General features: G+C 44.0%; 18 protein-coding genes and 1 pseudogene. 5 read left to right on the forward strand and 14 right to left on the reverse strand.

Features of this window, described 5'->3' with window-relative positions:
• Positions 1 to 9: 9 nt before the first annotated feature.
• The 3 genes from rbsD to EC604_RS07215 form a co-directional block, all read right to left on the reverse strand.
• Complete coding sequence (gene rbsD / locus EC604_RS07205) at positions 10 to 411, reverse strand: D-ribose pyranase (RefSeq protein WP_123063512.1); 402 nt, start codon at positions 409 to 411, stop codon at positions 10 to 12.
• An 88-nt stretch (positions 412 to 499) separates the two neighbouring features.
• Complete coding sequence (gene rbsK / locus EC604_RS07210) at positions 500 to 1,378, reverse strand: ribokinase (protein WP_123063513.1); 879 nt, start codon at positions 1,376 to 1,378, stop codon at positions 500 to 502.
• Positions 1,371 to 2,360, reverse strand: a complete 990-nt coding sequence (locus EC604_RS07215) for a LacI family DNA-binding transcriptional regulator (RefSeq protein WP_123063514.1) — start codon at positions 2,358 to 2,360, stop codon at positions 1,371 to 1,373. Before EC604_RS07215 ends, rbsK begins: the two co-directional genes overlap by 8 nt.
• A gap of 267 nt (positions 2,361 to 2,627) precedes the next feature.
• Here EC604_RS07215 and EC604_RS07220 point away from each other — a divergent pair, with 267 nt between their 5' ends.
• Positions 2,628 to 3,665: a DMT family transporter gene (locus EC604_RS07220; protein ID WP_240036700.1), complete on the forward strand. Its 1,038-nt coding sequence runs from the start codon at positions 2,628 to 2,630 to the stop codon at positions 3,663 to 3,665.
• A 139-nt stretch (positions 3,666 to 3,804) separates the two neighbouring features.
• Here EC604_RS07220 and EC604_RS07225 read toward each other — a convergent pair whose 3' ends face one another.
• Positions 3,805 to 4,938, reverse strand: coding sequence for a serine hydrolase domain-containing protein (locus tag EC604_RS07225; RefSeq protein WP_123063515.1), 1,134 nt, complete (start codon positions 4,936 to 4,938; stop codon positions 3,805 to 3,807).
• 221 nt (positions 4,939 to 5,159) lie between these two features.
• Positions 5,160 to 5,357, reverse strand: a complete 198-nt coding sequence (locus EC604_RS07230) for a hypothetical protein (protein WP_240036701.1) — start codon at positions 5,355 to 5,357, stop codon at positions 5,160 to 5,162.
• Positions 5,358 to 5,544: 187 nt separating this feature from the next.
• On the opposite strand from EC604_RS07230, the gene EC604_RS07235 reads away from it, so the two are divergent.
• Complete coding sequence (locus tag EC604_RS07235) at positions 5,545 to 6,201, forward strand: cyclase family protein (protein ID WP_240036702.1); 657 nt, start codon at positions 5,545 to 5,547, stop codon at positions 6,199 to 6,201.
• A 54-nt stretch (positions 6,202 to 6,255) separates the two neighbouring features.
• Here the strand turns inward: EC604_RS07235 and EC604_RS07240 are convergent, their stop codons facing one another.
• Both EC604_RS07240 and EC604_RS07245 read right to left on the reverse strand, forming a co-directional pair.
• Complete coding sequence (locus EC604_RS07240; RefSeq protein ID WP_123063518.1) at positions 6,256 to 7,128, reverse strand: YitT family protein; 873 nt, start codon at positions 7,126 to 7,128, stop codon at positions 6,256 to 6,258.
• Between the two features lie 143 nt (positions 7,129 to 7,271).
• The gene (locus EC604_RS07245; protein ID WP_111268863.1) at positions 7,272 to 7,628 is read right to left on the reverse strand and encodes a MerR family transcriptional regulator; all 357 of its coding nucleotides are present in this window, start codon (positions 7,626 to 7,628) and stop codon (positions 7,272 to 7,274) included.
• 275 nt (positions 7,629 to 7,903) lie between these two features.
• On the opposite strand from EC604_RS07245, the gene EC604_RS07250 reads away from it, so the two are divergent.
• The gene (locus EC604_RS07250) at positions 7,904 to 8,686 is read left to right on the forward strand and encodes an SDR family NAD(P)-dependent oxidoreductase (RefSeq protein WP_123063519.1); all 783 of its coding nucleotides are present in this window, start codon (positions 7,904 to 7,906) and stop codon (positions 8,684 to 8,686) included.
• Positions 8,687 to 8,815: 129 nt separating this feature from the next.
• On the opposite strand, the gene nspC is transcribed toward EC604_RS07250, so the two are convergent.
• Both nspC and EC604_RS07260 read right to left on the reverse strand, forming a co-directional pair.
• A complete protein-coding gene (gene nspC, locus EC604_RS07255) occupies positions 8,816 to 9,943 on the reverse strand; it encodes a carboxynorspermidine decarboxylase (RefSeq protein ID WP_123063520.1) in 1,128 nt (375 codons plus the stop codon).
• A gap of 1 nt (position 9,944) precedes the next feature.
• Positions 9,945 to 11,189 (reverse strand): saccharopine dehydrogenase family protein, encoded by a 1,245-nt coding sequence (locus tag EC604_RS07260; protein ID WP_090915856.1) that lies wholly within the window; start codon positions 11,187 to 11,189, stop codon positions 9,945 to 9,947.
• A gap of 1,119 nt (positions 11,190 to 12,308) precedes the next feature.
• Between EC604_RS07260 and EC604_RS07265 the strand changes: the two genes are divergently transcribed.
• Positions 12,309 to 12,926, forward strand: coding sequence for a TetR/AcrR family transcriptional regulator (locus EC604_RS07265; RefSeq protein WP_240036703.1), 618 nt, complete (start codon positions 12,309 to 12,311; stop codon positions 12,924 to 12,926).
• Positions 12,927 to 13,008: 82 nt separating this feature from the next.
• Positions 13,009 to 15,330, forward strand: a complete 2,322-nt coding sequence (locus tag EC604_RS07270; RefSeq protein ID WP_123063522.1) for an MMPL family transporter — start codon at positions 13,009 to 13,011, stop codon at positions 15,328 to 15,330.
• 159 nt (positions 15,331 to 15,489) lie between these two features.
• Here EC604_RS07270 and EC604_RS07275 read toward each other — a convergent pair whose 3' ends face one another.
• From EC604_RS07275 to EC604_RS07290, 5 genes and pseudogenes are all read right to left on the reverse strand, one after another.
• Complete coding sequence (locus EC604_RS07275; RefSeq protein WP_123063523.1) at positions 15,490 to 15,915, reverse strand: MarR family winged helix-turn-helix transcriptional regulator; 426 nt, start codon at positions 15,913 to 15,915, stop codon at positions 15,490 to 15,492.
• A 277-nt stretch (positions 15,916 to 16,192) separates the two neighbouring features.
• A complete protein-coding gene (locus EC604_RS07280) occupies positions 16,193 to 16,522 on the reverse strand; it encodes a winged helix-turn-helix domain-containing protein (protein ID WP_161556877.1) in 330 nt (109 codons plus the stop codon).
• A gap of 36 nt (positions 16,523 to 16,558) precedes the next feature.
• Positions 16,559 to 16,696 (reverse strand): annotated as a pseudogene (locus tag EC604_RS30965) (response regulator); the annotation flags it as partial.
• On the reverse strand, positions 16,675 to 17,019 hold the full coding sequence (locus tag EC604_RS07285) for a DoxX family protein (protein ID WP_123063789.1): 345 nt from the start codon (positions 17,017 to 17,019) through the stop codon (positions 16,675 to 16,677). The pseudogene EC604_RS30965 and the gene EC604_RS07285, both read right to left, overlap by 22 nt.
• Positions 17,020 to 17,349: 330 nt before the next feature.
• Positions 17,350 to 18,099: a gamma-glutamyl-gamma-aminobutyrate hydrolase family protein gene (locus tag EC604_RS07290; protein WP_123063525.1), complete on the reverse strand. Its 750-nt coding sequence runs from the start codon at positions 18,097 to 18,099 to the stop codon at positions 17,350 to 17,352.
• Positions 18,100 to 18,222 lie beyond the last annotated feature (123 nt).

Here is an 18,222-nt window from a genome sequence, read left to right on the forward strand (position 1 = left end):
TGCCTCCTTTTAACCGAAATGAACTCCCGATTGTAAAATACAATTGGCATACGGTGTAGCCTCGCCTGTACGAATAACGGCCTTCACTTGCCGGGTTAACGCTTTAAACCGTTCATGGTTCTGGCTATCATCAATGACCTGCGAATCAAATTTTTCATTCAAGTAGGCAAGTGTCTGCGGATTTCCTTCCTGGATTTCACGAGCTACGATCACCTTTTCAATGACCATGTCTTCCGCAATGACGTCCAGTACTTCACGAAAGCTTGGTGTACCGAGTTTGAGTGCCAGATCAATCTTGAGCACACCATCCGGAACGGGCAAGCCCGCATCCGCAATGGCAATCTGATCGGTGTGACCCAGATCAGACAAAATTTTAGAGATGTGACTGTTCAAGATGCCGTTTCTTTTCATATAAAGTTCCCCTTTATTTCATTTGCGGATGCTCATCTATTTCACTATATAAGTTGAACTTATATAGAAGTCTTTGCTCAGCTTCTTTTTATAGACTTTCCTCTACTTGGTCCCTAGTTGGCATGCCTCCCTGTGCACCAAACTTGGTTACGGATAACGATGCCGCCCGATTGGCAAAACGCACACTGTCCTGAATCGATTTACCCTCAGCCAGAGCGACTGCAAAAGCTGCATTAAACGTATCGCCAGCTCCGGTTGTATCTACAGCTTCAACTTTATAGGTTGGCACAAGGACCTCTTCATTACCGTCAAAATATCGAACACCCTTGCTGCCTTCCGTAATGAATAATTTGTTCGGATGTTGACGTAGAGCTTCCGCAGGCTTCATGCCTTTGAACAAAATTTCGGCCTCATGCTCATTCGGTGTAATATACGATGCATTGTCAATTACCTCTTGTGGAACCGCACGGGCAGGAGCCGGATTGAGCAGTAAAGGTGTTTTATATTCGGCACATAATTGGCTGACATGAATCACCGTCTCTTCTGGAATTTCCTGCTGAATCAGAACGATATCCGCGTTACGAATCGCTTCAGCAGCTTCATCCACATAAGCAGGAGTCACTTCGCGATTGGCCGCTTCGACCACTACAATGCTATTATCTCCCTCTGCCAAGATGATATGAGCTGTACCGCTCTCGGAATGTGTAACCGGTTTCACATTGCTTGTATTTACACGATTCGCTTTAAAGTTTTCTAAAATGTCTGTACCGAATGTATCATCTCCAACACGGCCGATCATGACCACTTCAGCTCCCAATCGTGCTGCCGCAACAGCTTGATTGGCCCCTTTCCCGCCGGGTACTGTCTTAAAGCTTTCACCAAGCACGGTTTCTCCCGCGCCCGGTCTTCTGGACGATGTCACAACCAAGTCCATTGAACTGCTTCCAATCACACAAATGTTAGCCATCGTTTCTCACCTTTCTCGTTGTTCCCCGTTCAATGAAGGACACGGGCAACTGTATGTTTTTATTATCCATCTTATTTTGCTCTACTAACTGAATAAGTAATCCTGCTGCTTCTCTGCCCATTTCATATGCCGGCTGACGAATCGTAGATAATGCCGGTGACAACAATCCGCTCATCGGAATATCATCAAACCCAATGACTTGTACATCCTGCGGAACATTCTTCCCGATGCGATAGGCTTCATGTAATACAGCCATTGCAGCGATGTCATTACTGGCAATAACACCATCCGTATCCGGATATTTTTTAAACAGTTCCTCAGCCCATACACCTGCTTCATTAAATGAAAACGAGGTGGTTTGAATGACCTCATGATCCATTCCCGCTTCCCGGATGAATTCAATCGCTCCTTCAAACCGATCTTGAGCCGGCCGAATGTGGGATGGTCCTTGCATAATGGTAATTCGTTTGCTGCCCCGTTTAATGATCTCCTTGGCAGCAAGCCTTCCGCCTTCTCTGCCATCGGCATAGACCGAAGGTCGATCCAGCGAAGTTCTGTCCAGGAAGACGACGGGAATCTTCAGCTTTTCATATATCGAAGAGTGAGGGTAATTGGTGGATGAGATCACACCCACTACGTTATTCTGGATAAACGTCTGGATGTAATCCTGCTCCTTCCGTTCATCCTCATCACTATTTCCAAATATTAAGCGGTAATCCTGCTCTTGCATCCGATCCTCCACACCCCGCGCAAGCTGAGGGAAATAAGGATTCGCAATGTCTGGGAGCAGTAGACCAATCAGTTTTGACTTGCGTGTGTATAGTGAGCGTGCCACTTCATTCGGTGAAAAGTGAAGTGCTTTGACAGCATCTTCAACTTTCTTGCGAGTATCTGCGTGCACATAGCCCCTGTCATTAATCACTCTGGATACCGTGGCTACCGATACACCAGCCAGATTTGCTACGTCTTTAATTGTTGTCATGGAATGTTCTCCTTATGTGTAACCGGTTACAGACATAAATTATCACATTATTTTTCATTTGGCAAGCGCTATCTTACTGGGAATAACATCCACATCCTCTTTTCTAACGTTCTTCTCTGTTATTTTTCTCATTCACAACATATCAAGGATGCCCGAATAACCCTTTTTTCTTCCAACACAAAACCCGGTTTTTATGATATGGTCTATAAGGCATGATTGTTTATTCATACATACAGATGTGCACATCAAGCGAGGAGAAGATTAAGCGTGATCGAAAGAGATTCAACACTCATTAGCCCAAAGTTAACAAAAGAACATAAGCTAAATGAAACTACAGCACAAGGAAACAAAAATCAAGACGCACAGGAACATCGGACCAAATTCAGCGATCCCTTCATTGTCATGCTCGTTGCAGGTCTATGCTGTTTGTTATGGGGGAGTGCCTATCCTTCCATCAAACTCGGATATGTTGCTTTTCATATTTTGCCCGAAGATATCGCATCAAAATACGTTTTTGCCGGGTATCGTTTCAGTTTGGCAGGTATATTGCTGCTACTTCTATATCGCGTTGGTTTTAGACGCAAGCTGAAGCTGAGCGGACGTGAGTGGGCAAGTTTGAGTATACTCGGCGTATTGCAGACAGGACTGCAATATATGTTTTTTTATGTGGGCGTAGCCAACACCACCGGTGTAAAAGGCTCCATCATGAATGCAACAACGACGTTTTTCAGTGTTGTATTGGCGCATTTTATCTATAAAAATGATAAGCTGAGCCGCAACAAAATCATGGGCTGTGTGCTCGGGTTCATTGGTGTCATTATCGTCAACTTTCATGCAGATTTACTTACCTTTTCATTCTCTTTCACAGGAGAAGGGTTTATCATTATGGCTGCCCTTGTATTCTCCATTACAGCCATTTATGCAAAGCGTCTAACTGCGGCTATTGATGTTATGATGATCACAGGCGTCAGTCTGCTGGCTGGCGGATTAGTGCTGACTTTACTCGGCGTGTCACTCGGAGGTCAAGTTACTCATTTTACATGGGAATCTTCCCTGAATCTGGTGTATCTGGCTTTGCTGTCATCCGTGGCCTTTTGCCTGTGGAATCTGCTTCTGAAGTACAACAAGGTGGGTAAAGTATCGGTTTACAACTTCCTGATCCCCATCTTTGGTGCCTTGTTATCTGCACTTTTTCTTGGAGAAACAATCTGGGAACTTAAGAATCTTATTGCGTTAATATTGGTATCTGTTGGCATTTATCTGGTCAACCGTGTAAGCTCACTTCGAATGACAAAAAGCCGCTAATTAGCGGCTTTTGTTTATACTATGACAACATGACCACGTCAGCTCAAATTAGGAAACAAACAAAAACCCTGCTGTTCTCCTCAGCAGGGTTCAAAATGAGTTAATAATATTTACACTAACTTACATGTAAAGAGCTGTTTTATAGGCAGGAATATACGGTATTGCGTAAACGACGATGCACATAATGCTCCTGACTGTTCAACAGATGCTGCGCATACATCACCGTTAGCCCCGAATCCGGGTCTATAATGGCCATACAGCCAGCCGCGCCAGCCCATCCAAATTCACCAACTGGACTCAGTGACCCACTACCTGCTGTGGAGATATGTGTACGAACGCCGAGACCATAGCCGTAACCATACATATGATCCCATGAAAAGTCTGGTCGTGTCATGTCATTCAGATGATCGGCTCTCATGAGCTCCACGGAAGCCCGGGATAAAATTCGCACGCCTTCAGGACTTGTACCGAATCCGGTCAGTGCATTCAAAAACTTGGCGTAATCGTTCACGGTGGATAACAATCCGGCACCGCCACTATCCAGTTCTGTACCTACACGGAAACCGTTGCCGTCCATTCGTACCGCCTTATCTTGCTCCTCATCAAAAAGATATTGCGGAATCAAGCGAGACTGTTGATCTTCGCTCAGATCAAAGGTGGTATCATTCATGCCAAGCGGCTTAATAATCTCATCTTGCAAATACGTGCCGAATCGTTTGCCACTTACGACTTCTACCAGTGCACCAAGCACATCATGACACATGCTGTAATTCCAGTGTGTGCCCGGCTCAAACATCAGCGGTTCTTTCGCCAAAGCTCTCGCAAACTCTCGCGTTGGCAGCGTTCCATTCGTGCGCTCTACCGCTTCCTTGATACTTGGTGCGTGGATATCATATGAAAAACCAGCAGTCATCGTAAATAGATCACGAACCGTAATGGGTCTTGTCGCTTTCTCGTAATACACCTCGCCATTCGGAAGTGCCTTTTTCACCTGCATTTCTGCAAATTCAGGTAAATACTGAGAAAGTGGGTCAAGTAAAAGGAGATCTCCTTTCTCGACCAACTGCAACGCAGCCACACAAGTCATAATTTTGGTCATGGAGTAGAGATTAAAGATTGCGTTGTCGCGAATTGGGGTCTTCTCCTCCAAATTTTCGAATCCATTGCGATACTGGAAAACGGTTTCGTTTTGATGCATAATAAGCACTTCTGCCCATGGAACTCTCCATGAGGTTAAGCGATCAATTAATGAAGCAACCGGTTTAAAGTCCATTTTTCCCCATCCTTATATGTAAAATTGTTTTGTTCGTGCCACGAAGAGTACTTCGTGAAATATACTTCTCTTCCTTTTCACATATACTACTATACGACCTTTTGAACCTGTTGACTAGTTTGATGAAATGTTAATTTCGTTAGGTGAAGTATTGCAATTCAAATGGCAAAAAGCTGATCCATAACTGGACCAGCTTATAACCTTACCATCATATTTGCAGACTAATTTGGATAAGCTCGTCTATTCTCAACCGATTTCATGCGGTTCTGGTCATCCGTTACGTGATCCTGACTAAATTCCTGCCCTGCTTCCATCTCACCATGACCGGATACGTTGCGGGAGAAATTGGTGAATTGTCTTTTGTGTTCGTCCTGTTCATGCTTTTGCTTCAAAAGTTCCTGCGGGTCCTGCTTGGTCATCACACTAACCTCCATATTGAAATGTCTTGTATGTCTTCGCACTATATAAACCGAACTCAAGAGGGTTTGCAAACCAACCAAGTTCAACTTATATACAAAAGCTTTCCATACAGAGGCCCTACTTATGCAAGTAATCTTAAGTCCGTACAAAGGAAAGGAGATCACTCTAAATATGATGCGCCTTCTCTTGTCTTATCCGTTGGGTGTGAACACGCCGGTATACAAAGACAATCCTCCCGTTGTAATAAAGCAACAATCCAGTATCGCTCAAGGTGATGCATACAACCAGTTTATTGTCTCAAGCCTCAATCATAATGGAACACATATTGATGCCCCGTGGCATTTTAATCCTCAAGGCAAGAAAATCAGTGAAATTCGGATAGATGATTTCATTTTTACACATCCCGTGGTAATTGATATTCCCAAAAGTGATGATGAGTTGATTACCAAAGCTGATCTGGAGCCTTATGAGCATCAGATCGCTGGAGCCGACCTGCTGCTGATTCGCACGGGATTTGGCAAAATCCGATCATCTGATCCCGAGCGGTACGCCAATCATAACCCGGGTTTATCCGGCTCGGCAGCACAGTACTTGATGATTTTTGATTCCTTGCGTGCTATTGGTATCGATATGATATCCGCTGGTGCAGCGAATCATCCCGAGGAAGCCGTTGCTTTTCACCAGATTATACTAGGCAAAGGTCGGGTCGATGGCAAGTACATTCTCGTCATTGAAGATCTGAATCTGAATCAGGAACTTTCCCACATCTCTAGGGTTTACGCGATCCCTCTGTACATCGAAGGTGTCGACAGCAGCTTTGCTACTGTTTTTACGGAAGATTAACGCTGGAGTAAGAAAAAGCGCTGACAAGAGGAATGCTCTTATCAACGCTTGTTCTTAGTGAATGTCTTTCTTCTTGAAATTGCCGCCCTTCACTTCGGCTACATCGTAGACAACAACAAAGGCTGTAGGGTCAATCTCGTTAATAATTTCTTTGATTTTACTCTCTTCCATCCGGTTGATGACACAAGTGATTTCCTTGAACTGCTCGTTGGAGTATCCACCGTACGCATCGGTGTACGTTGCTCCGCGTCCCAATCGATCACGAATAGTTTCCACCATGACTTCCGGTTGTGTCGTAATAATTTTGAATGTTTTCGAACCGCTCAAACCTTCTTCAACAATATGTATCACTTTAGAGGCAATGAAATAAGCGAGTCCTGACAAAATAGCGCCTTGCAAACCAAATACAGTCGAAACAACGATAAATACAAACATATTCAGGAACAAAATCAGGTCACTTGTTCCGAACGGCAGTTTACGTGATAACAATACGGCCAGCATATCAATCCCATCAAGCGCTCCGCCATTACGCAGTGCAAGACCCATACCAAAACCGATGATGATACCACCCACAACCGTAACCAGCAACGTATCACCTTTAATTATCGTTGGCACATGATGCATCAGACTGGCACTGATCGCCAGTGAAGCAATTCCGATGACGGAGTACAGCGCAAAACTTTTACCAATCTGCTTGTAACCAAGCCATACAAACGGTATGTTTAACAGTCCGATCAATAGTCCCAGTGGCAATCCAAACAAATTTGAGCCGACGATACTGAGACCGGTAACCCCGCCATCGGATACCTGGTTTGGAATCAATATGGCCTCCAGACCATAGGCCGTAATGAATCCCCCGATAATGATGAGTAGCACTTTGGAAAGGATTTTGAGCTGGTTAGACTTGTGTGCTTTGTGTTGATGCATTCCATTTCCCCCTTGATAGACGATAAACACGATAAATTTTAACAAACATAAAAAATAGTCTATAACAAAAATCACACATTTGGCAATAGAAGGGCATTTCAAAAGGCAGTTCAGTCTGCCGATCGCATGCAATCTCCGTTACATTATTTCCCGATAAAGGATCGATATGCTGTAATTTTAAGCTCCAGCATTTCATTTGCCGCATGGAGTGTATTCATTTGCTGCTCCACTGACTTCTTGTGGTCCTCCAGCAGCTTCAGCCGCTCAGGGGCGGTATGTTCACCTTCCTGAAATAATGAAGCATACTGCTTGATTACAGCAATCGGCATCTGTGTTTCCTTTAATTTGATGACAAACTGCAGCCATTTCAGATGGGATTCGTTGTATCGTCTGTCTCCACTGGCATCACGCAGCGGGATGATGATCTGTTCCTTCTCATAATAACGCAGCGTATGTGCGCTAATGCCTAACATCTCGGCGACTTCTCCGATCGTATGCACTGTTATTTTCACCTCCTTCTCCAGAGTGATTGACTTAGAGTAAACTCTAATCAGTATAATCAATCCGTGGTCATCCCACAATATAGATTGATTAGGGCGTGTCTGAAAACGCTGAAGAAAGCAGATTTTGCCGAATTTTCGTTCCAAGCCAGGAAGTTTCCCGCAGGCGTGCCGGGGCACGTCAAGGGGAAGTGACGTAGCAGGGGGCGAAAAGGGGGTAAAAGATGTACTTCAGTAGGTTTCAAGACACGCCCTTGATCCCAGGAGGAATTCACATGAAATATACCGTTATTACCGGTGCCAGCTCAGGTATTGGATATGAAGCCGCTTTGGCATTTGCAGCCAGAGGCAAACATCTCATTTTAGCAGCCCGCAGAACAGAAGCTTTGGATATGTTGAAAAATAAAATTGCCGAATTGAACCCGGAACTGGATGTTGTTGTTCGTACAGTGGATCTGTCCATTGCCGCAGATGTACATGCTTTCTATGAAAGCTTGAACGGTTACTCCATTGAAACATGGATCAACAATGCAGGATTTGGCAACTTTGCTTCGGTCGGTGAACAGCATCTGCCCAAAATCGAACAAATGCTTCATCTGAATATTGAAGCACTGACGATTCTCTCCACTCTTTATGTTCGGGATTATGCCAATACTCCGGGCACGCAGATTATCAACATCTCTTCAGGAGGCGGCTACACCATCGTTCCAGATGCGGTGACATATTGCGCCACGAAGTTTTATGTCAGCGCCTTTACCGAAGGGCTCGCACAAGAACTCCAGAGCAAAGGCGCTCCAATGCAATCCAAAGTACTGGCACCTGCTGCCACAGAAACTGAGTTTGCTGAACGTGCCTTTGATCTGGATCAGTTCCAATATGAAGGCCGTGTGCCCAAGTTCCATACAGCCGAGCAAATGGCAGGATTTTTACTCGATCTGTATGACAGCAAACATGTCGTGGGTATTGTGAATGGACTAACATATGAATTCGAACTAAAAGATCCAATCTTCCCCTATGCCGCGAGAGCTGCAAGCAAACCTGTTGATTCAAACGAATAATAGAAGTAGCAAAAAAAGGCTGTCCTCTGGTCACACGAAGTTGTGACCTTGGACAGCCTTTTCACTTGTACTGCACTATGATTATCGCTATTGTACTATCTCTATATTGCTCGGATATATAATAAAGTATTATGCCAAGCGCATTTTGAAATCCTGATATCCGAATTCACGCACAACTTCGCAATCGCCATCTTTGCGTTTAACCGCAATCGCAGGTAGCGGCATGCCGTTAAACGTATTTGTTTTAACCATGGAGTAGATCGCCATGTCTTCAAATACAAGACGGTCGCCCTCCTTCAAAGGCTCATCAAATGAATAGTCGCCAATCACATCACCAGACAGACATGTTTGGCCACCCAGGCGATACAAATGTGCTTTCTTGCCCACTTCACCTGATCCGATCAATGGCGGACGATAAGGCATCTCCAGCACATCGGGCATATGACAAGTTGCGGAAGTGTCCAAAATGGCAATATCCATGCCGTTCTTGTGGAAGTCCAGAACGGAAGTCACGAGATAACCTGCATTGAGGGCAACTGCTTCTCCCGGCTCCAGGTACACTTCCAGACCATAATCATTTTGCATCCGTTTGATGCATGCTTCCAGTCTTGGAATGTCGTAATCTTCACGGGTAATATGGTGTCCTCCACCGAAGTTAATCCATTCCATCTGCGGCAACCACTGTCCGAACTTCTCAACAACTGCATTCAGCGTTGTTTCCAAGTCGTCCGAGTTTTGCTGGCACAGCGTGTGGAAGTGCAGTCCAGATACACCTTCAAGCAACTCTGCACGGAAATCCTCCTGCTTCGCGCCGAAACGTGAACCTGGAGAACACGGATCGTAGATCTCGTGTCCTTCCTGAGTGGAGCATTCCGGATTCACACGCAAACCAACCTTACATCCTGCTTGCAGTGCTTTATCCTTGAATTTCGCCAGTTGTGAAAAGGAATTGAAAATGATGTGATCACAGATCGAAACAATCTCATCCATCTCTTCCTCACGAAAAGCCGGAGCAAAGACATGATTCTCTTTGCCCATCTCTTCGTGACCGAGACGCGCTTCATACAAACCGCTCGCAGTCGCACCGCTCAGGTATTCTCCAATAAGCGGATACATCGCCGTCATGGAGAACGCCTTCTGCGCGAGTACAATCTTCGCTCCTGTACGCTGCATTACACCGTTCAGGATTTTCAAGTTTTTCTCAATCAGACCTTCGTCAACAACAAAACAGGGTGTCGGTAATTGCTCGAACCGCATGTTAGCGAACAAGCTCCGATTCTTTAGCTTTGGACTCTTCTGGCAGCTCATCCACGAGAACCGGATTGAAGTCTTCTACCCAAGGAAGTCCCCATTTGTTCAGTTCTTCCATGAATGGATCCGGGTTGAACTCTTCCACGTTGTATACGCCTGGTTTGTTCCATTTGCCTGTCATTACCATAGCTGCACCGATCATTGCTGGAACACCAGTTGTGTAAGAGATCGCTTGGGAACCTACTTCTTTATAACACTCTTGGTGGTCACAGATGTTGTATACATAATATGTTTTGTCTTGACCGTCTTTTTTACCTTTGAAGATACAACCGATGTTCGTTTTACCTACTGTACGAGGTCCAAGGGACGCCGGATCAGGCAGAACAGCTTTCAGGAATTGCAAAGGAATGATTTGTTTGCCTTCGAACTCGATCGGCTCGATGGAAGTCATGCCTACGTTTTCCAGAGCTTTCAGGTGAGTCAGATAGCTTTGACCAAATGTCATGAAGAAACGGATACGTTTCAAGCCAGGGATGTTTTTCGCCAGGGACTCCAGCTCTTCATGGTACAACAGGTACATATCTTTTTCGCCAACTTCTTTGAAGTCGTACACACGTTTGATTTCCATCGGTTTGGTTTCGATCCATTCACCATTCTCCCAGTATCTGCCGTTCGCAGAAACTTCACGGATGTTGATCTCTGGGTTGAAGTTGGTAGCAAATGGGTAACCATGGTCGCCGCCATTGCAGTCGAGAATATCGATATATTCGATTTCGTCAAAATAATGTTTCAATGCGTATGCAGAGAATACGCCAGTTACACCAGGGTCAAATCCGCTGCCCAGCAGTGCAGTGATGCCTGCTTTTTCGAAGCGCTCTTTGTAATCCCATTGCCAGCTATATTCGAATTTTGCCGTATCTTCCGGCTCATAGTTTGCTGTATCCATGTAGTTTGTTTTCGTTGCCAGGCAAGCATCCATGATCGTCAGATCCTGGTATGGCAACGCCAAGTTCATCACGATATCCGGTTGGAACTCGTTAATCAATGCAATCAGCTCTTCTACATTGTCCGCGTCTACTTGAGCTGTTGTAATTTTTGTTTTGCCGCCATCCAATTTTGCTTTCAGATCATCACATTTGGATTTCGTACGGCTTGCGATACAGATTTCTTCAAAAACCTCGCTGTTTTGAACGCATTTGTGTACTGCTACAGAAGCCACGCCGCCGGCTCCGATGATTAGTGCTTTTCCCATTTTCTCATTCTCCTATCCCCATAATTAGGATTTTTAGTTTTTGTTTTTTTCGTAAAATTCCAAGACGTTCGCAGTTGTATTGTTTCATTATGCAACGTCCACCCGCTCCTGATACAATAAAAAAAGCAAGGTGAAAAATGTCGCACTTTTGCGCACACCATCACACTTGCTTGTCGATATACATCATAAAAAAGACGTGAAGACTCCTTGACCAAAAAAGTCCATAAGAACCCCTTCAGCGGAAAGCTTCTTCATGTATATCAATATTGGATCAGAGTCTATATAGCAAATAATTCGCCTTTACCACTCTTATTGACCGTTTCACAAGTTGATGTGCAGATGCACTGGTTGTAAAGTAACCAACTTATAAAATTTGAGCTTTGAACTCAATCAATAAGGCAACATAAGTTGCCAATCGGCATTTGACCCGGCTGTCCGTATGGCCTTAACTCCTTGGTAGAAGTGGTCAAAAATTATCTGCTGGAAAGCTCTAATTCATATTGATAAATCAACTTTCCAAAATCACAGGTATTACACTATCAGACGTTTCCCGAAAAATCAAGCGATATTTCAAAATTTATTTTTTAGTTTTAATTAATCAAGTATGAACTGCTCGTCATAACCTCTAAAATCATCTTCAGCGTTCTTCATTTGAGATCAACGTTTCTGCATAAATATGCCCCCTCATTTATTCAAGTCCACTTCTCACGTAATTAAATTTAAAGTAATGACTGCTGATTTTTAACTTCAACCTCTATCCCACTGTATTGAATTAATCGATACATCTTTCCGTTGTAGCCATACTTTTTCGAAAAAGTGGTTTATCCATTTGTCTTTATAGTTCTCTGACGGTCATTTACGAATAATTTCAACAATTTGCTGGGAAGTAATCCATAGAGTAGCTGAGCCTGCACTGTATCCATAAAGCTCAAATTTTAAAAATGAAATAAGATGTATATTAATAAACTAATATTGGATATTCATTCATGTCAAAAACTTGCACAATGAGTAAATTTGCACAATGGGCAAAATGTTGCTATGATTATTTTCACAAATGAGATACTTGGTTATTTCCTTTAACTCATCTTAAGGAGGCGAACGCATAGGCGGTATAACATTATGAAACGAACGTTGCGACACTTAAAAAAAGAAGCCACGGAGAAAGCACTTGCCGGAGTTGCATTTAATCTGACGCTGGAGCATGGACTTGACGGATTCACGGTAGAAGATATCGTGCAACAGGTTGGATGCTCGCGTAGAACATTTGCCAACTACTTTACATGCAAGGAAGAAGCTGTTGCGCTTGGAGCCCTATCAGTGCCAAATACGGCTGAGCTTGAACATCTGATCACAGAGATTCCGGACCATGCCTCACTGCTGGAAATTATGTATGAACTGGTTAAAATGCAACTCACGTCCGAATTGATTGGCAGACTGCATCAACTTGTCATCTTGTCCCGCACCTATCCCGTACTGGAACCTCACTATTTGGCTGCGATGCACAGGCTGCAAACTCAGGCTCAGGAAACCCTGCTAGACCTGTCGAACGGCCAATACGACGAGATCTATACGTACTTGCTGATTAGCGCCATTTATGGCACCGTGTTGCCCTTAATCGAAGGAAGACTAAATGTGTTGTTGCCTGGAAAGCAAATCCCTGCCGACTCAAGTTCAGAGGCAGTCCCGTTTGAACAGTTTATGGAAACGGTGTTTGATCATTTGCGAAAAGGGTTTTAACCCCCTTCTTTTATCGTTTTTTAATAATAATCCACCATCGTAATCAACATACTTATATATAGAAGGAGTGCAAAAAAGAGCAATGTCTACCTTATTATATAAAATAGGAAAAACCGCTTTTCGCAAACCCGGATATTTTATCATTGGCTGGGTAATTCTTCTGGGGATCGTCATCTCCATGATCAGCATCAATGGCGTGCACATCAGCTCGGAAATGAAAATTGAAGGAACAGAATCACAGAAAGTTTTGGATCAGCTTGCAAAAGAACTGCCTGCCGCCTCCGGCGGTCAAGGAAGCGTTGTGTTCAAAGCGTCGGTCAACGAGCGGCTGGATACACCTGAACGTGCAGCTGCCATTATAAAAGGTGTCAGCGAAGTATATGGACTGGAGAAAGTGATTAATCCAGCCGACTACGCCGCTGCCCAAGCGAATAACTCAGGGGCATCTGCGGACGCAGCTCAAGCGATGAATATGGCTCAGTCGGCAACGGCCTCTCCGCCTCCATACGGGCCCTTCATGGTGAATAATGTTCCCGTGCCAGGTGTGTTGATCTCATCGGATGGCAGCACAGCGTTGTTTCAGTTCCAATTCACGATTGAACAGTCCGCTATTACACAAGATGTGTTTGATTCTGTCATTCAATCGGTCATGAAAGTTGAAGAAGGTACACAGATTAAGGTATTGCCTGGTGAAACGCTTAAATCGGTGTCCATCGGGGTTGGTTCCGCTGAAATTGTGGGGCTGGTTATCGCCGTAATCGTACTGCTCATTACTCTTGGTTCCGTTGTTGCAGCGGGTCTGCCACTGATCACAGCCCTTCTTGGTGTCGCTATTGGGGTTGGGGGAGCATTCTCGATCTCCAAATTTGTTGATATGCCGAGTGTGACATCCGTTCTAGCTCTGATGGTAGGTTTGGCTGTTGGCATCGACTATGCACTTTTCATCGTCAACCGTCAGCGCCGGATGATTATTGACCAACGCCTAAGCGCACAGGAAGCTACCGCACGGGCAATTGGCACATCAGGCAGTGCCGTATTTTTTGCTGGCTTAACCGTCATTATTGCCCTCTGCGGTATGCTCGTCATTGGACTCACTTTCTTGTCCACGATGGCACTCGTCGCAGCGGCCACGGTACTGATCAACGTATTCGTTGCATTAACCTTGCTACCAGCCTTGCTCGGCCTTGTTGGTGAACGAATCTGCTCGAAGAAAGCTCGTGCGAAAGCTACTAACTTATCAGATGCCTCAAGTCATGGCGTGGCCAACAGATGGGTCAAATTCGTCATTAAAAATCGCTGGGCGACCGTTATTGCGATTATTCTTGTTCTTGGTTTTGCTGCTACTCCGATTACAAAAATGGAAATGGGAATTCCAGGTGCTTCGTCAGCAAACCTGGATACGGACGCAAGACAGAGCTATGATGCCATCTCGAAAGGTTTCGGTGAAGGGTTTAACGGACCGCTGATCCTGGTGGCTGAACCACGTAATGCGTCTGCCAAAATGACACCAGAGCTTCTGGGCGGACTCGCCATGGAGCTGCAGGGTCAGAATAACGTAGCTCAAGTCTCACCTTTAGGGATGACGGAGGATCTGGCTATTTTCAGTCTGATTCCCAAGACAGGTCCTAATGATAATGCAACGAAAACGCTAGTCAACGACCTGCGGTCGGCAGACTCTGGCATGGCTAAAACGTATGACGTTAAACTTGGCGTGACCGGACTTACCGCTGTAAATATTGATATGTCTGCCAAGCTGGCTCAGGTTTTCCCGATCTATGTAGGAATCATCATTTTACTTTCATTGATTATCTTGTTGCTTGTGTTCCGTTCGATCATCGTTCCGATCAAAGCAACGATTGGTTTCCTGCTTAGCATTCTAGCTACGTTTGGTATGACAACCGCTGTGTTCCAATGGGGCTGGTTGCACTCCCTCTTTGGTTTCGATACAGGCGGTCCGCTACTTAGCTTCATGCCAATTATCGTAACAGGTATTCTCTATGGTCTTGCCATGGATTATCAGGTATTCTTGGTTAGCTCGATGCGCGAATCCTATGTCCATGGTCACCGCGGAACTGAATCCGTCGTACATGGTTATAATCAGGTTAGTCGTGTCGTTGTTGCCGCAGCGGTTATCATGGTTTCCGTATTCGCTGGTTTTATCTTTACTGATGATGTCATGATTAAACAGATTGGATTCACACTCGCGGTGGGCATTTTGGTTGATGCTTTTATCATTCGCATGGCTCTGGTGCCTGCCATTATGGCGATGTTTGGCGATAAAGCTTGGACTCTTCCGAAATGGCTGGATCGTATCTTGCCTAATCTGGATGTGGAAGGCGAAAAACTAATTGCTAGCCTTAATACCCAAAACGAAGTTAAGTCGAAGTCAGGTTCCGAATCATAACGGATTTTCAATAATATATATTCAACAAAAGACCTCCTCAGTTCACAGTTCATGAGGAGGTCTTTACATTAACCCTATTTTCTAACACAAACAACTCACACCCCTCAATACATGCTATAGCATGTATTGAGGCACTTTAAATTCCTATCTTAAATTCACCTAATCCTCTCGCACATTCATATACAATTTTTCTAATATGGCTTTGAGCTGTTCGAGTTCCTCGGGTTCTATCCCTCGTGTAACATAGTTATGAGCGTCTTTGACTGTTAACAACAAATTTTGTTTCACTTCTTCCCCTTTTGGAGACAAATACAAATGGTGTGAACGTTTATCTTGATCATTAACGATTCGTCGAACCATTCCTTTTCGTTCTAATGAATGAATCATTCGGACGACAGTCGTTTGATCCCGATCGATAGCCTCAGCCAGCTCTTTTTGAGTCGTAGCTTTATCGATATCCATATAAGAAATAATACTCCATTGTTCAGGCGTGACCTCGTAAGGTTTCAATTGTTTGATAAAATAATTCGTAAGCTTGAGATCCGTCCGGTGAATTAAAAAACCAGTCACATTGTATAAGTCCATTGTCGTACCCTCATTCATCATTTTCTTACACCAATTATAGGCGATCTGAACGAATGTTACAAACGACACTCATCAAGGAATGGGCGGCTTTAATGATTGTTATGCATATGCCTAGCTAGGGCGTGTCTTGAAACCTACTGAAGTGCATCTTTTACCCCCTTTTCGCCCCCTGCTACGTCACTTCCCCTTGACGTGCCCCGGCACGCCTGCGGGAAACTTCCTTGCTTGGAACGAAAATTCGGCAAAATTTGCTTTCTTCAGCGTTTTCAGACACACCCTAATCGATTTCAAATTTATATCCTAAGCCCCATATCGTTTTGATCATTGAGGATGAACCCGCCGAAATGTCATCCAGCTTTTCCCGAATTCGTTTGATGTGGGTATCTACGGTACGATAATCCACACTATAATCGTAATTCCATACATTTTGAAGAATATTCTCTCTCGAAAATAACTTATCTGGTGATGTGGCTAAATAAAATAACAATTCGTATTCTTTAGGAGTTAAATGAATCTCTTTCCCTTTGGAAGACAATTTGTGATCCTCTTCCACAATAAAATCACGCAATTTCAATCTTCGATGAGAAGTAATGTTCTCGTGATTCACCACTTGTTTTCCCCGAACCACACTTTTAATACGATGAACGACTTCACGAGGACTAAACGGTTTGGTGACATAATCATCCGCGCCTGACTCAAAACCTTGAATAACATCCTTTTCACTATCTTTTGCAGTTAAAATAAGGATAAGGGTTGTCTTTAGAAAAAATAATACTGTGATACAATCAAGCTAAGAACAAACAGAACAATTGCAGGAATGGCCTTTTGAATTGGATCTTTAGCTAGAACAATCAAAGTAAAGGCTCCAGCAAGCATTGTACCTCCCAATAGCAAACCGGCCCAAAATGCAACACCAGGTATCCATATGCCAGCAAGCATACCGATCGCCCCAACAATCTCGAACGATCCGGTCAAAACATTAAAAAATGAGGGCAATCCAAAACGTTTGAATTCATCGGCCATCTTACCCGAAAGAATTTTGCTTCCTGTAACCAGGAAAAAGAGGCCTAACACAACCTGTAAAACCGTAATAAAAATGAACATAACAAACCTTCTTTCAATTGAGTTATACATATAGATTGGATACATGCTATAACATGTATTGGGTTTGTGGATCTGCATATGAAATATCCTTCTTCAGCTCACTAGCATCTCTCACGTTTAACAACACCCCTCAATCTCATTCATCTATATGCTATAGCATATATTTTGTTTTAAATTTAATCTAATGTCAACTCTAAAGTGTAACTTTTAAGAAATATAATCATTCATACACTATCTGTATAAAAAAAGCCAAATCACTTTCAAATGCATGCTATAACATATACTTGAAAGTGATTTTTATGTTCTACCTCCCTATCCATCGAACAAGAATCAAGCCGTAATGTCCTGCACAGAACTGTTAAATCTTGCTGAACTGCAGGCACTGACAAAAGCAGCAAATAGCTTCTGACTGTACTCGTCCACGGCATAACTATACTCCGGATGCCACTGAACCGCGAGTACGAACGAATAGCCCGGCATGACGACAGATTCAACCAATCCATCCTCTGCAATCGCTACAGCCACTAATTGATCGGACAGCGTTTTGATGCCCTGATGGTGATAGCTGTTAACCTGAATCTGATCCGTCTGCAAGATATCATGAAACAGATTATCTTTTTCAATATGTACGGAATGCACGAGATTGGTATACGGAGGTTTTTGCTGATGAATAATCTTCCGATCTGCATTAAATTCTGTGGGGATGTCCTGGTATAACGTTCCCCCTAAGATTGCGTTAAATAGCTGTAATCCACGGCATATGCCGAAGGCTGGTTTACCGAGCGCTATCACTTTTTGAAAAAGAACAACCTCCATCCGGTCCCGCTCTATGCACAGCTCGCCACAGACGCTCTGCAACCTTTCATTGTAGAGTTCCGGATGAACATCATGTCCGCCGGTAAACAGGAATCCGTCAAAGGCGTTCGCCAGCGTTGTGATCATGTCCTCGTCTGTCGTTAATGGCAGCATTATCGGTATGCCCCCTGAATCTTCTATGGCCTTCATATAATCAGGAAGCATCCAGTAACTTTTTTTGTCCGTGTCATACAAAGGCAGTACCCCAATCATCGGTTTGTTCATCTCAAGCTACCTCCTGATTTATATTGGATTCAACGCTTCATTGGTTGTTTATGTCATGTATGTTGCTTTAGATTTATATTCATATGTTTGCTTTATTTTATCAGACTTCCGGTTGAACAAAAT

The sequence above is a fragment of the Paenibacillus amylolyticus genome (assembly GCF_003719335.1).
Taxonomy (GTDB): Bacteria; Bacillota; Bacilli; order Paenibacillales; family Paenibacillaceae; genus Paenibacillus; species Paenibacillus amylolyticus_D.